Source organism: Epibacterium sp. ABV4_022, from assembly GCF_056159345.1.
In genome coordinates this window covers 788,597-802,632 of sequence record NZ_JBSWVA010000001.1, presented here as the reverse complement: position 1 = coordinate 802,632, position 14,036 = coordinate 788,597, and the positions used below count along the sequence as shown (strand labels likewise).

Here is a 14,036-nt window from a genome sequence, read left to right as displayed (position 1 = left end):
AGCCAGCAGCGCCCCTGTCAGGAGACCGGCACCGGTCCTGCCTTGTGCTCTGCGCCGAGCATCGACTTCAACTGATGCACGGTCTCCAGCGGGATATCGACCGCGGTCATGATCTCGGCAGCAAAGCTCACCGGTGCCGTGCCCGCCGCAGTGATCACACCGCCATCGGAAACGGCCGTGGCTTGGTCCACATAGCGCGCCGCGCCCGCATAGCTGTCGGCGTGGGTGCCGAGAAACGCCGGATCATTCGATGTATGGCGCCGCGCATTCAACAATCCGGCGCGCGCCAGCGCCAGCGTCCCACCGCAGATCCCCGCGATCACCGTGCCGCGCGCATGCAGGTCTTGCAGCCACGCGGACAGCTCCGGCGCGTTCGGTTGCTCCCAGATCGTGCCGCCGATCACCACCAACGCCTCCGGGTTCCAGGACGTCAGCGTCTCACACCCATCCGGCACCCGCGCCACCAGCCCGCCCATCGAGGTCACCGCGCCGGGCTCGGGGGTCACATAGCGGATCTCAAGACCGAAGTAGCCCTGTCCAAGGCCGCACAAGACACCATATTCCCAATCCGCAAACCCCTGCGTCAGCAGCACCGCAACCCTGGCCATCGCTTCACTCCTCGCTTCTCCACGACTCGGAACATATAGGGAACATTTATGTAGCACAACCGGAAACCCTGCCCCGGGCATTTCCGCAGCCTCGCACGAGGCATCGCAAAGTGGGACGTCGCACAGCCACGCTCAGGGCACCACTGGGGTATCCCGCTTGATCGTTTTCAGAATGACATGGGTTTGTGCGCTGGCCACCCCCGCCAGCTGAAACAGGAACTGCTCCAGAAACTGGTTGTAGGCTTCCAGATCCGGCGCCAGCACCCGCAAATGATAGTCCGCCTGTCCGGTGGTCGCATAGCAGTCGACCACATGAGGGTTGGCCTCAACCGCATGGATGAATTCGGTCAGATGCTCGGGCGCGTGCCGCGTCAGGTTGACCTGCACCAGCGCCTCGAACCCCAATCCAACCGCCTTGGGCACCACCACGGCCCCATAGCGGTCGATCACACCGGCCTCCTCCAGCGCGCGCACCCGACGCCAGAGTGCCGAGGGAGACATGCCAACCGCGTCGGCCAGATCGGCGTTCGACATGCGGCAATCCTCTTGTAGCAGCGTCAGAATGCGACGATCGCGGTCATCCAGCTTCATCGGTGTGGAACTCCTGTTCAGAAAACAGACCTTATACGGACAGTTTATCCACATAACTGCAAGGAGGCACCATATCTGGCAAGTTTTTTCGCCGAACGAGGCGTATCATTGCATCGCCGAGCCATTCCCGCTCGATAGCCACGCCCGATAGCCACGAAGGAGCCGACATGACCGAGCTGTCCCACGCGTTTGACACGTACCAGCTGGAGGACCGCTACGCCCGCACCGAAGGCCGCGTATTCCTGACCGGAACACAAGCCCTCGCCCGGATCATGTTGGACCAATCCCGCCGCGACCGCGCCGCCGGGCTGAACACCGCCGGGTTTGTCTCCGGCTATCGCGGCTCTCCCCTTGGCGGTGTCGATCTGGAATTCTGGCGCGCCCGCGACCGGATGAACGAGGCCGGCATCACCTTCATGCCCGCCGTCAACGAGGACCTCGGCGCAACGGCCGTTCTGGGCGCGCAACAGGCCGTTCTTGACCCCGACTGCGAAGTCGAGGGCGTGTTTTCCATGTGGTACGGCAAGGGCCCCGGCGTGGACCGCTCCGGCGATGCGCTGAAACACGGCAACGCTTACGGCTCTTCGCCGAAAGGCGGCGTTCTGGTGGTGGCGGGCGATGACCACGGCTGTGTCTCCTCCTCCATGCCGCATCAGTCGGATGTGGCCTTCATGTCGTGGTTCATGCCGGTGCTGAACCCCGCCGATGTGGGCGAATACCTGTCCTTTGGCGAATACGGCATCGCGCTGTCGCGCTATTCCGGCACTTGGGTGGGGTTCAAGGCGGTCTCGGAAACCGTGGAAAGTGGCCGCTCTGTCGAGCTGCCCAAGGACCGCGCCTTCACGCTGCCCGATCTGCCGGACCATCCCGGCGGGCTGCACATCCGGTCGTCCGACCTGCCCAGCCCCGAGATCGAGACCCGCATTCGTGCCAAACTCCAGGCCGTGCGCGCCTTTGCCGAGGCCAACCCGATCGACCGCCGCATCTACGATCTGCCCGAGGCCCGCTTTGGCATCGTCACCACTGGCAAGGGGCATCTCGACCTGATGGAGGCGCTGCGGCTGCTGGATCTGGACGAGGACGCCTGCCGCAGCCTGGGCATCGATATCTACAAGGTCGGCATGGTCTGGCCGCTGGCCCGCGCCGAGGCGCTGCGTTTTGTGAACGGCAAGGAAGAAGTGCTGGTCATCGAGGAAAAACGCGGCATCATCGAGAGCCAGTTCAAGGAGTATTTCTACGACTGGCCCGGCGACAAGCCCAAGAAAATGGTCGGAAAATACCACGCCGCAGGCGAACCTCTGATCCCATGGGTGGGCGAGTTGAGCCCGTTGATGCTGGTGCCGGTGGTGGCCGAACGTCTTGACCGGTTCTTCCCGGAGCTGAACCTGCGCGACAAGGCGCGCGCCCTGACCGAACAGCCGCCCAACCTTTTGAACATCCCTGGCGCAACCCGCACGCCCTATTTCTGTTCCGGCTGCCCGCATAACACCTCCACCAAGATCCCCGAAGGTTCCAGCGCCAACTCCGGGATCGGCTGTCACGTCATGGCCTCCTGGATGGGGCGCGACACCGCAGGCTATGCACAGATGGGTGGCGAAGGCGTGCCGCATCTGGTCGCGTCCAAGTACAACGGCGGCAAACATGTGTTCCAGAACCTTGGCGAAGGCACATGGTATCATTCCGGCTCGCTCGCCATCCGTCAGGCGGTGGCAGCGGGGGCCAATATCACCTTCAAGGTGCTCTATAACGATGCGGTGGCCATGACCGGCGGTCAGCCGGTGGACGGCCCGGTCTCGGTCGCCGGCATCGCGCAGGCCGGGCGCGCCGAAGGCGTAGAGCGCATCGCGCTGATCTCTGATGATATCGGTAAATTCACCCGCAGCGACTTCCCGGCGGGCACGTCTTTTCACGATCGCGCCGACCTCGATCTGGTCCAGCGCGAGCTGCGCGAGATCAAGGGCGTCACCCTCCTGATCTACGAGCAAACCTGCGCCACCGAGAAACGCCGCCGCCGCAAACGCGGCAAGATGGAAGACCCCAAGCGCTTTGCCTATATCAACGATCTGGTCTGCGAAGGCTGCGGCGATTGTTCCGTCGAGAGCAACTGCCTGAGCGTCGAACCCAAGGAGACCCCCTTTGGCCGCAAGCGCAAGATCAACCTCTCCAGCTGCAACAAGGATTTCTCCTGCCTCAATGGCTTCTGCCCCAGTTTCGTGACGGTTGAGGGCGCAACCCGGCGCAAGAAAGAACTGCGCGATCTGGACGCCCAACAGCTCACCGACGATCTGCCCGCACCCGACCTGCCTGCGCTGGGAAAACCCTTCGACCTCTTGGTCACCGGCGTTGGCGGCACCGGTGTGGTCACGGTAGGCGCGCTCATCACCATGGCCGCCCACCTGGAGGGCAAAGGCGCATCGGTGCTTGATTTCACAGGCTTTGCGCAGAAATTCGGCACCGTCCTCAGCTACATCCGCCTCGCCAAATCCCCGGATGAGGTCCATCAGGTGCGCACCGATCTGAGCGCGGCCGACGCGGTAATCGCCTGTGACGCGGTGGTCTCCTCCGCGCCCAAAGCCTCTGCGCATTACCGTGAGGGCAGCCGGGTGGCGCTGAACCTTGCCGAAATGCCCACCGGCGACATCGTTCTGCGCCGCGACGCCACACTCGACATCCCCGCCCGCGCCCGCGCGGTGGCCTCGGTGGTCGGCACCGAGAACATCACCGCCCTCAATGCAAACGCAATTGCCGAAACACTTCTGGGCGATGCGGTGCTGGCCAATGTCATCATGCTGGGGTTTTCATGGCAGCAGGGTCTGGTGCCCGTCAGCCTCACCGCATTGCAACAGGCCATTGTGCTGAACGGCGTCGCGATTGAGAAAAACCAGCTCGCCTTCGCCATTGGCCGCGCCATGGCCGCCGCACCAGACCGGCTGAAATCCCACTACAGCGAGGACACGCCAGAGGAAGAAACGCTGGAGCAGCTCATCGACCGCCGCGCCGCGTTCCTGACCGCCTACCAAAACGCGGCCTACGCCAAGTCCTACACGGAGCGCCTGAAGCGCCTGCACACAGCACTGCCCGCGGATCAAGCCGACGCGCTCACGGCCACAGCCGCCCGCAGCCTCTTTAAACTCATGGCCTACAAGGACGAGTTCGAAGTGGCCCGCCTGATGAGCGCCGACAGTTTCCGCGCCGAACTCGACCGCGAATTTGACGGCGACTTCACCGTCAAATACCACATGGCCCCGCCGCTCTTGAACTTCAAAACCGATGCCCGGGGCCGCCCTGTCAAACGCGCGCTTGGGGCTTGGATGACACCGGTGCTGTCCTTGCTGGCCAAAGGCAAGACCTTCCGCCAGTCCCCACTCAACCCCTTCGCCTACCACGCCGAGGCGCGCATGCACCGCGAACTCAGGGAGTGGTTCCAGAACATGGTCGATGACATCATTGCCCACCCCGCAGCCCTGGCACCCGACACGCTGGACACCATCCTCAAAGCCCCGATGGAGATCCGCGGCTATGGCCCGGTGCGCGAAGAGGCCGCCCGCAGGGTGAAGGCCGAGGTCGACGCCCGGCGCATAGCCTGACCGCTTTCACCTTTTCCAAAATACCTCCCGCCGGAGGCCACCGCCCTGTCCCCTTTTGGGGGCAGGGCTCAACCTGCCGCGCGCCAGCGCGCCCGCTTGGCAGACGCCCCTAACGGGACAGATCGCGCCAGAACCGGCGACTGTAATCGGCAAACTCCTGCATCTCCGCATCTGTCGGCGCCTGGCCGGTAAAGACCTTCAGATACTCCGGCGTCATCGAAAGACGATAGTCATGGCTCTCCTGCGGCTCCGCCATGTCATAGCCAAGCTGCATGTAATACAGCACCTTGGCCCGTGTGAGCGCTTCGAGATCATCACATCCGTAGCGCTGAAACATGGAGGTCAGCGCCGCCACCCGCGCCGCATCCCCCGCCCGCATCCGTGCCAGCACCGCATCGGACCGACGCGCCCAGTCGCGCACCGCAAAATCAAGCGCGGTGTCGAACAGATCCGGATTGGCGATACAGCGAAAGATGTTCAGGACCGCACCGGTGACCCGCTCCGCCGGCGCCTGCGCCTGTGCGATCAGACCCGCGGTATTGGTCTCTTCCCAGCGGGTCAGCAGGGCGTCCAGCAGATCCTGCCGCGACTTGAAATACCAATAGAAAGAGGATCGCGAGACCCCCATCGCCTCGGCCAGCGCCAAGACCTTCACCCGCTCCACCCCGTCACGGATCAGAACATCAAGCGCGACATTCAGCCAATCGTCGCGGGTGACCTTGATATTGCCGATCAGGGGGGCCGCGTCGGGATCATCACGGTGCAGCAGGGGTCTGGATGTCATCACGCTCTCGGGGTCATCGCGCGCCTATGTCGCGCCCGTGCACAGTGCCCCGATGGGCCCGCCAGCGCAAGTCGCGGCGGAGCACATCAATCCCCGCGCGGCCCTGCACGCCCGGTCCGGATCACGCAGGCTCAGACCCGCTGATACACGAAACAGCGCCCCTCGACCGCGCCTTCGGGCAGGGGCAGTTCCTGCATCTGCTCAAAATACATCCGGTCGGAGGAGACCATCAGCCCCCCCGGCGCCAGCAGTGGCTCCACCAGCGGCGAAATCAACCGCGCAAAGGCATCGTTCTTTTCGCGGTTGTGCCCGCCCAGATCCGCATGGATCAGGCTGGCACTGGCCCCGAACCGGTCCAGCGCCGCGGGCAGCGTCTCGCGCACGTCTCCCAGGATGGTGCGGTCTACCGGCGGAATACTGTCGGGATGCGCCCCCACCGCGCGCTCGAACACGTAGATGTCGCGCCCCCGGATCCGCTCCCGCATGTGATGATAGGTGCGCCCGTTCCCCAGCCCCAGTTCGAACACCGGCCCCGGCAGCGGGTCGGTTTCGGCAATGGCAAAATCCAGGCAGGCGCGCTGCGACACCATCCGGTCGATGAACAAATCCAGTCTCGTCGGCACTTGTGATCCCTTTTCGATTGGAACAGCCACCCGGACTGTCGCGTTGATGTCGTAACTTCACACTATCAGCCCCTGCGTACCGCCATCGGTGCGGCGCGGGAACGGGCGCGTGGGTCACAATTGCTCCAGCAGTCCCCTGCCTGCGACAAATGGCATTTGACTACCAGGGCCTGCCCGCGCGAAGGTATGGCAAAAACAGGGAGATCTCACATCACCAGTCTTGCGCAGCGATCACGCGGCAGGGACCACTAGCAATGCGTCCCCTCCTGTCGGTCGAAGACCTAAGTATCGGGTTCGGAAAGGACAAGCCGGTTGTCCGGAATGTGAACTTTTCCGTCGCCCCCGGCGAAACGCTGGCCCTTGTCGGCGAGAGCGGCTCTGGCAAGACCATCAGCTGCCGCGCCGTGCTGCGCATCCTGCCGCGCACCGCCAGGCTTCATTCGGGCCGCATGATGCTGAGCGGAGGTGACGGCGATGGCGATCTCGACCTTGCCCGGATCAGCGAACGCCAGATGCGCCGCGATGTGCGAGGCAACCGGATTGCCATGATCTTTCAGGAACCGATGCGCTCGCTCTCGCCGCTGCACCGGATCGGCAACCAGGTGGTAGAGATCATCCACCTGCACAGATCGGTGTCCGAGGCAGAGGCCCGGCGCGAAGTGCTCGAATGTTTCGAACGTGTGGGCTTTCCCGATCCGGACCGCACCTGGCGCTCCTATCCGTTTGAACTCTCTGGCGGCATGCGCCAGCGCGCGATGATCGCCATGGCCATGGTGGCCAAACCTGACCTGCTGATCGCCGATGAACCCACAACCGCGCTCGACGTGACCACACAGGCGCAGGTGCTTGGGCTGATGAAGGATCTGCAGCAGGAAACCGGCATGGCGATGATCCTTGTCACCCATGACCTCGGCGTGGTGGCCAATATGGCCGAACAGGTGGTGGTGATGCACAAGGGGCGGGTGATGGAGTCCGGCCCCGCCGAGCCGATCCTGCGCGCCCCCGCACACCCCTACACCCAGCATCTGTTCAACGCCGCCCCCAAGATCCCGGAGGCGATCTGCCCGCTGCGCGACGGGCAGGAGGACCGCATCCTGGAGCTGCGCAACGTCACCAAGACCTTCACCATGCGCTCCGGCAAGAGCTGGAGCAAACCGGTTCTGGTGCGCGCCTGCGAACAGGTCGACCTGAGCCTGCCCCGCGGCAAGACGTTGGCCATCGTCGGCGAAAGCGGTTCCGGCAAGACCACGGCGGCACGGATCGCCCTCGGGGCCGAAACCGTGGACCCCGGTGGCGAGGTGCTGTTCCGCCCGACCACGGGTGCGGCGCCGCTTCAGGTGCACGACATGGACCGCGATGCCCGGCGCGCCTTCCAGCGACAGGCGCAGATGGTGTTTCAGGATCCCTATTCCTCGCTCAGTCCGCGCCAGCGCATCTTTGACACCCTTGCCGAACCGCTGGAGATCCATGGCATCGGCAGCCGCGCCGATCACAAGGCCCGTGCCGCCGAGATGCTGCGGCTGGTCGGCTTGCCCGCAGACATGCTCAGCCGCTATCCGCATGCGTTTTCCGGCGGCCAGCGCCAGCGCCTGTCGATCGCCCGCGCGCTGATGCTCGATCCGGCGCTTCTGGTCTGTGACGAGCCGACCTCGGCGCTGGATGTTTCGGTGCAGGAGCAGATCCTGACCCTGCTGGAAGAAATCCGCGACGCCCGCCAGCTGTCCTATCTGTTTATCAGCCACGACCTTGCGGTGGTGGCCCGTATCGCGGATGAGGTCGCTGTCATGCGGCGCGGCATGATCGTGGAACAAGGCCCGCCCGAGGTGCTGTTTCATGATCCCAAACACCCCTACACCAAGGCGTTGATCGCCGCTCAGCCGGTGCCCGATGTGGACCGGCCCATCAACCTGAAACTCGTGGCCCAGGGCGCAGGCGCGCCCGAAAGCTGGCCGGAGGCCTTCCGCTTTGCCGGACAGGATGCCCCGCCGCTGGTGCCACTGGACCCCGGACACAAGGTACGCTGTCATGTCTAACGCACGCCCCCTGTTCACCCTCGCCTCCACCCTTGCCTGGGCGCTGACATTGCCGCTTGTGGCGATCGCACAGCCGCAGCCGCAGGAGAGTGGCTTCTGGAGTCAGGAGGTCGAGGCAGGCGATCTGCCCCCTGTCGCCGACCGCATTCCTGCCGAACCTCTGGTGGTGAATGTCGCCGCAAAGGGCCGCACGCCCGGCCTTCAGGGCGGCACATTGAACACCATGGTCACCCGCTCCAAGGACATCCGCCAGATGGTGGTCTACGGCTATGCCCGCCTTGTCGGCTACAACGAAGCCTACGATCTGGTGCCCGACATCCTCGAAAGCTTTGAAAGCGAGGGCGACCGCAGGTTCACGCTGAACCTGCGCGAAGGGCACAAATGGTCCTCGGGCGATCCGTTTACGTCGGCCGATTTCGAATACTGGTGGAAACACATCGCCAACAACGAAGACCTGAACCCCACCGGTCCGCCGGATTTTGTCCGCGTCGAGGGGGAACTGCCGCAGGTCTCCTTTCCCGATGCGACCACGGTGGTGTTTGAATGGACCACCCCCAACCCCAGCTTCCTGCAGGTGCTGGCGCAGGCCGCGCCGCCGTTCATCTATCGCCCCTCCGCCTATCTGAAGCAGTTCCACAAGGATTTTGCCGAGCCCGAAGCGCTGCAGGAGGAAATCGACTACGCCCGGGTCAAGAGCTGGGCCGCGCTGCACAACAAGCGCGACAATATGGACAAGTTCGACAATCCCGACCTGCCCACGCTGCAGCCCTGGATCAACGCCACCGCCGGCAAGAAGATCCGGCACCAGTTCGTGCGCAATCCCTATTACCACCGCATCGACGAGAACGGCGTGCAGCTGCCCTATATCGACACCGTCGAGATGGAGATCGTCTCCGGCGGGCTGGTGGCGGCCAAATCCAACGCGGGCGAGGCCGACCTGCAGGCCCGCGGCCTCGATTTCCGCGACATCCCGATCCTGCGCAAGGGCGAGGCCGCCGGGGGCTACCGGACCGAGCTCTGGTCCTCCGGCACCGCCTCGCAGATCGCGATCTACCCCAACCTCAACACCGTCGATGAGGTCTGGCGCCAGACCCTGCGCGACGTGCGCGTGCGCCGGGCACTGTCGGTGGCCATCAACCGCGCCGCGATCAACAAATCGCTCTATTTCAAACTGGCCAAGCCCGGCGCCATGACGGTGCTGGAGCAAAGCCCGTTCTTCGACCAGAGCCTGCGTGATGCCTGGGCGCAATATGACCCGGATCTGGCCAACAGGCTGCTGGACGAGGCCGGATTGGTCGAACGGGACGGCTACGGCATCCGCCGCCTGCCCGATGGCCGCCCGATGGAGCTGGTGATCGAGACCGCCGGCGAACGTCAGGAGGTGGAGAACGCGCTGCAGATCATCACCGATGACTGGCGCGATGTGGGCGTGAAGCTGGTGATGCGCCCGCTGGACCGAGACATCCTGCGCAACCGGGTGTTTTCCGGCACCACCATGGCCTCGGTCTGGTACGGCTGGGACAACGGGCTGCCGCAAAGCTATACCTCGCCCGCCTATCTCGCCCCCACCGATCAGGTGTTCCTGTCCTGGCCAAAATGGGGCCAGTTCTACCAGACCGGCGGCGCGGTCGGCGAGGCGCCCGACCTGGCGCCCGCCCAGCGCCTGATGGAGCGGTTGCACGACTGGAACCTCGCCACGGATGCCACCATGCGCGCCGAGGCCTGGCGCGAGATGCTGCAGATCCACGCCGACAATGTCTTTGCCATCGGCCTGGTGGCCGGCGCACCACAGCCGGTGGTGGTTTCCGACCGGTTGCGCAACGTGCCCAAGACCGCGATCTGGGCCTGGGATCCGGGGGCGCATTTCGGCGTGCACCGGATGGACGAATTCTTCTTTGAGGACGGCCAGGGCTGATGGAAATCCTCCGCTACGCGATCTACCGGTTCGGCACCATGCTGCTGACCCTGCTGCTGGTGTCGGTCCTGGTGTTCTTTATCATCAACCTGCCGCCGGGCGATTTCCTGTCGAACCAGATCGCGGAACTGCGCGCCACCGGGCAGGAGGCAGGTGTGGCCAAGGCGGAATTCCTGCGCCGCGAATACGCCTTGGACAAGCCGCTGTGGCAGCAGTACTTCATCTGGATGGGCATTCTCCCCGGCCCGCACGGGTTTTCCGGCATGTTGCAGGGCAACTTCGGCTGGTCGTTCGAATTTGACCGCCCGGTCTCCGAAATCGTCGGCGAAAGCCTCTGGCTCACCGTGCTGGTGAACCTCGCGGCGGTGCTGTTTGTCTATATGGTGGCGCTGCCGCTCGGCGTTCTGGCCGCCGCCAAATCGCGTACCATGATCGACTATACCGCCGCCTTCATCGGCTATCTCGGTCTTGCCACGCCGAACTTCCTGCTCGCCCTGATCCTGTTCTACTATGGCCACCAATACCTGAACCTGCCCATTGGCGGGCTGATGGCGCCGGAGTTCGAGGGCGAGCCGATGAGCTGGGACAAGGTCAAGTCGATCCTGATCCACCTGATCGTGCCCACCTTCGTGATTGGCACCTCCGGTGCTTCGGCGATGATGCAGCGGCTGCGCGCCAATATGCTGGACGAGCTGGGCAAACCCTATGTGGAAACCGCCGTGGCCAAGGGCATGCGCCCCTCGCGGATGCTGGCGAAATACCCGCTGCGGGTGGCCTTCAACCCCTTTGTGGCCGATATCGGCAACCTCTTGCCCGCGATGGTCTCCGGCTCGGTCCTGGTCTCGGTGGTGCTGGGGCTGCAAACCATCGGCCCGGTCTTGCTGCAGGCGCTTAAATCGCAGGACATGTTCCTGTCGGGCTTTGTGCTGATGTTCGTGGCCTTGCTGACATTGATCGGCACCATGATCTCCGACGTGCTGCTGGTCCTGCTTGATCCGCGCATCCGCTATGAGGGGCGTGAGACATGAGCCAGAATTCCCCCGATGGGCGCCCCGATGGGCGCTACGTCGATGATGCGCCCTATGATCCGCAGGCCTCGATCCGCGAGCTGGAGCGCAAGGACCTCGACGCCCCCAACTGGGTGCTGATCTGGCGCAAGTTCAAGACCCATCGCCTCGGCCTGATCTCCGGCATCTTCCTGCTGTTCTGCTACGTGATGCTGCCCTTTGTCGGCTTTATCGCCCCCTACGGGCCAAATGAACGCGATGCCGAACATCTCTATTCGCCGCCGCAATCGGTGAACCTGTTTCACGAGGGCGAATTCCTCGGCCCGTTCATCTATCCGCTGACCTCCGAAGCGGATCTGGAGACCTTTCAATGGGTGGTGAAGCCCGATTATGACAATCCCCAGCAGATCGAGTTTTTCTGCGAAGGCGCGGAATATCGCCTCGCCGGGCTGATCCCTGCCGATACTCATCTGTTCTGCGCCCCCGAGGGCGCGACGCTGTTCCTCTGGGGCTCGGACCGGCTGGGTCGCGACATTTTCAGCCGCATCCTGTTTGGCGCGCAACTGTCGCTGACGGTGGGTCTGATCGGCATCACCGTGTCCTTTGTGCTGGGCATTTTCTTCGGCTCGGTTGCGGGCTATTTCGGCGGCAAGATCGACTGGGTCATCAACCGGGTGATCGAGATCCTGCGCAGCCTGCCGGAGCTGCCGCTCTGGCTGGCCCTCTCGGCGGCGGTGCCCTCCACCTGGTCGCCAGTGGCGGTGTTCTTCATCATTTCGATCATCCTCGGCATATTGGACTGGCCCGGGCTGGCGCGTTCGGTACGGGCCAAATTCCTCAGCTTGCGCGAAGAGGAATACGTCCGCGCCGCCGAGATGATGGGAGCCTCGTCCGGCCGCGTCATCAAGAAGCACCTGTTGCCCAACTTCATGAGCCACCTGATCGCCTCGGCCACCCTGTCGATCCCGGCGATGATCCTCGGCGAGACGGCGCTGTCGTTCCTCGGTCTCGGTCTGCGGGCGCCCGCCGTGAGCTGGGGCGTGATGCTCAATGACGCGCAGAACCTGGCCAATATCGAGATCTACCCCTGGACCGCGATCCCGATGCTGCCGATCGTCGTGGTGGTGCTGGCCTTCAACTTCCTCGGCGACGGTTTGCGCGACAGTCTGGATCCCTATCAGCAATGACACTCCTGACCTCCCTCCCGGCTCCCGGCTCCTATCGCGTCACAGGCACCGGCCATCGGCCGAGTGTCTATGCGGTGTCGGAACTGGCCAATGCGTCGGTTGCTGCGGTGGGGCTGGCCATGGCGGATCTGATCGCGGCGCTGAACCTCGCCGCGCGCGCGCCGGAGGTCACGGTGGATCAGCGTCTGGCGTCCTTGTGGTTCGGCACGTCCTTTCACCCGGATGGCTGGGAAATGCCCGCGCTTTGGGATCCGATCGCTGGGGACTACCCCTGCGCCGATGGCTGGATCCGCCTGCACACCAACCTGCCGCACCACCGTGCTGCAGCGCTCTCGGTGCTGGGCTGCGCCGAGGACCGCGAGGCTGTCGCGGCGGAGGTTGCACATTGGGACGGCGATCCGCTTGAACAGGCGGTGGTCGCCGCCGGCGGTGTCGCGGCCACCCTGCGCAGCCGTGCGGACTGGCAGGCGCATCCGCAGGGCAAGGCGGTCGCGGCAGAGCCCCTGGTGGACTGGATCAAGCCCCGCCGCGTGGTGCTGCGCGACCGCCCGGAGGCAAGCCTGTCGCGCCCGCTTCAGGGGATGCGGGTGCTCGATCTGACGCGCGTGTTGGCCGGTCCGGTCAGCACCCGCACGCTGGCCGGGTTTGGCGCCGATGTGTTGCGGATCGACCCGCCCGGCTGGGACGAGCCCGGGGTGCTGCAGGAGATCAGCCTGGGGAAATACATGGCGCAGCTCAATCTGCGCAGTGCGCTCGACCGGGAGCGGCTGAAGGATCTGCTCGCGCAGGCGGATGTGCTGGTGCACGGTTATCGGCCCGGGGCGCTGGAGGCATTGGGGCTCGATCTGGCGACGCGCGATGCCATTGCGCCCAACCGGATCGAGGTGACGCTGAACGCCTATGGCTGGACCGGTCCCTGGGCCGGGCGGCGCGGCTTTGACAGCCTGGTCCAGATGAGCGCCGGGATCGCCCACGCCGGGCAGGACTGGGCTCGGAGCGACCGGCCGACGCCGCTGCCCGTGCAGGCGCTGGATCACGGCACTGGCTATCTGATGGCCGCAGCGGTTCTGTCCGCCCTGGCGGCGGCGGCCCGGGGCGAGGAGGTCGCGGTGGCACGACTGTCGCTGGCGCGGATGGCCGAAACGCTGGTGGCACTGCCCAAAGATCTGCGAGGCGTCCAGATCCACACCGCCGATGCGGCGGATCTCGGGCCCCATGAAGACAGCGGCTGGGGACCGGCGCGACGCCTCTTACCGCCACTGAGCCTGGAGGGCTGCGCGATGTGCTGGAAATGGCCCGCCTCTCCGAGCGGCACATATGCGCCCCGGTGGGACGCCGCCTGATTGTTGCGGCTTGCTCCCCCGCCGGGAGGACGCGGACGGGGCGGGTCATGGCTGAACCAGACACAGCAGTTTTGCCGGGCCTCACTCGGCGATCAGGGGCCTGCGGCTGCCCGTGACGGCCTGCAGTCAACCGCAGACGGCGCGGCCTTCAAAGCCCGGAATTCGTTTCACGCGCTGACATCAGCCGCCATCCGCCTCGCCCAGCGCCAGAGGCCTTTCGCTTCGGGCCATGCCCGAAGCGACCCGCGCCGCGGACCCTTCCGGGTCCGCGTCCGGGTCCGCGGCGCGCGCGGCCCAACTCCAAAGGGGGCGCAAGGCACTTGCGGTCCGCTGCGGAGGCGGGAGAGCCTGCCCGCCC

General features: G+C 64.9%; 10 protein-coding genes. 6 read left to right on the top strand and 4 right to left on the bottom strand.

Going from position 1 to position 14,036, the window contains the following annotated elements:
• Nucleotides 1–17: 17 nt before the first annotated feature.
• Both ACXAF5_RS03840 and ACXAF5_RS03835 read right to left on the bottom strand, forming a co-directional pair.
• Complete coding sequence (locus tag ACXAF5_RS03840) at nt 18–608, bottom strand: type 1 glutamine amidotransferase family protein (protein WP_474945593.1); 591 nt, start codon at nt 606–608, stop codon at nt 18–20.
• A gap of 132 nt (nt 609–740) precedes the next feature.
• Nucleotides 741–1,199, bottom strand: coding sequence for an Lrp/AsnC family transcriptional regulator (locus tag ACXAF5_RS03835; RefSeq protein ID WP_239318898.1), 459 nt, complete (start codon nt 1,197–1,199; stop codon nt 741–743).
• Nucleotides 1,200–1,366: 167 nt separating this feature from the next.
• Between ACXAF5_RS03835 and ACXAF5_RS03830 the strand changes: the two genes are divergently transcribed.
• Complete coding sequence (locus ACXAF5_RS03830; RefSeq protein ID WP_474945592.1) at nt 1,367–4,786, top strand: indolepyruvate ferredoxin oxidoreductase family protein; 3,420 nt, start codon at nt 1,367–1,369, stop codon at nt 4,784–4,786.
• A 109-nt stretch (nt 4,787–4,895) separates the two neighbouring features.
• Here the strand turns inward: ACXAF5_RS03830 and ACXAF5_RS03825 are convergent, their stop codons facing one another.
• Nucleotides 4,896–5,570 carry a TetR/AcrR family transcriptional regulator gene (locus ACXAF5_RS03825; RefSeq protein WP_239318896.1) on the bottom strand — a complete coding sequence of 225 codons (675 nt, stop codon included), beginning with the start codon at nt 5,568–5,570 and terminating at the stop codon, nt 4,896–4,898.
• Nucleotides 5,571–5,701: 131 nt separating this feature from the next.
• Nucleotides 5,702–6,193, bottom strand: coding sequence for a class I SAM-dependent methyltransferase (locus ACXAF5_RS03820; RefSeq protein WP_474945591.1), 492 nt, complete (start codon nt 6,191–6,193; stop codon nt 5,702–5,704).
• A 254-nt stretch (nt 6,194–6,447) separates the two neighbouring features.
• Here ACXAF5_RS03820 and ACXAF5_RS03815 point away from each other — a divergent pair, with 254 nt between their 5' ends.
• The 5 genes from ACXAF5_RS03815 (at nt 6,448) to ACXAF5_RS03795 (ending at nt 13,678) form a co-directional block, all read left to right on the top strand.
• The gene (locus ACXAF5_RS03815; RefSeq protein ID WP_474945590.1) at nt 6,448–8,226 is read left to right on the top strand and encodes an ABC transporter ATP-binding protein; all 1,779 of its coding nucleotides are present in this window, start codon (nt 6,448–6,450) and stop codon (nt 8,224–8,226) included.
• Nucleotides 8,219–10,141: an ABC transporter substrate-binding protein gene (locus tag ACXAF5_RS03810; protein ID WP_474945589.1), complete on the top strand. Its 1,923-nt coding sequence runs from the start codon at nt 8,219–8,221 to the stop codon at nt 10,139–10,141. The genes ACXAF5_RS03815 and ACXAF5_RS03810 overlap by 8 nt, the downstream gene beginning before the upstream one ends.
• The gene (locus tag ACXAF5_RS03805; RefSeq protein WP_239318893.1) at nt 10,141–11,169 is read left to right on the top strand and encodes an ABC transporter permease; all 1,029 of its coding nucleotides are present in this window, start codon (nt 10,141–10,143) and stop codon (nt 11,167–11,169) included. Before ACXAF5_RS03810 ends, ACXAF5_RS03805 begins: the two co-directional genes overlap by 1 nt.
• Nucleotides 11,166–12,335: an ABC transporter permease gene (locus tag ACXAF5_RS03800; RefSeq protein ID WP_474945588.1), complete on the top strand. Its 1,170-nt coding sequence runs from the start codon at nt 11,166–11,168 to the stop codon at nt 12,333–12,335. Before ACXAF5_RS03805 ends, ACXAF5_RS03800 begins: the two co-directional genes overlap by 4 nt.
• Before the next feature lie 581 nt (nt 12,336–12,916).
• Nucleotides 12,917–13,678: a CoA transferase gene (locus ACXAF5_RS03795; protein WP_474947794.1), complete on the top strand. Its 762-nt coding sequence runs from the start codon at nt 12,917–12,919 to the stop codon at nt 13,676–13,678.
• Nucleotides 13,679–14,036 lie beyond the last annotated feature (358 nt).

Bases quoted from the DNA above. Each gene is read 5' to 3' on its own strand.
- ACXAF5_RS03840 (WP_474945593.1), bottom strand. From the start codon at position 608: ATGGCCAGGGTTGCGGTGCTGCTGACGCAGGGGTTTGCGGATTGGGAA.
- ACXAF5_RS03835 (WP_239318898.1), bottom strand. From the start codon at position 1,199: ATGAAGCTGGATGACCGCGATCGTCGCATTCTGACGCTGCTACAAGAG.
- ACXAF5_RS03830 (WP_474945592.1), top strand. From the start codon at position 1,367: ATGACCGAGCTGTCCCACGCGTTTGACACGTACCAGCTGGAGGACCGC.
- ACXAF5_RS03825 (WP_239318896.1), bottom strand. From the start codon at position 5,570: ATGACATCCAGACCCCTGCTGCACCGTGATGATCCCGACGCGGCCCCC.
- ACXAF5_RS03815 (WP_474945590.1), top strand. From the start codon at position 6,448: ATGCGTCCCCTCCTGTCGGTCGAAGACCTAAGTATCGGGTTCGGAAAG.
- ACXAF5_RS03810 (WP_474945589.1), top strand. From the start codon at position 8,219: ATGTCTAACGCACGCCCCCTGTTCACCCTCGCCTCCACCCTTGCCTGG.
- ACXAF5_RS03805 (WP_239318893.1), top strand. From the start codon at position 10,141: ATGGAAATCCTCCGCTACGCGATCTACCGGTTCGGCACCATGCTGCTG.
- ACXAF5_RS03800 (WP_474945588.1), top strand. From the start codon at position 11,166: ATGAGCCAGAATTCCCCCGATGGGCGCCCCGATGGGCGCTACGTCGAT.
- ACXAF5_RS03795 (WP_474947794.1), top strand. From the start codon at position 12,917: ATGCGGGTGCTCGATCTGACGCGCGTGTTGGCCGGTCCGGTCAGCACC.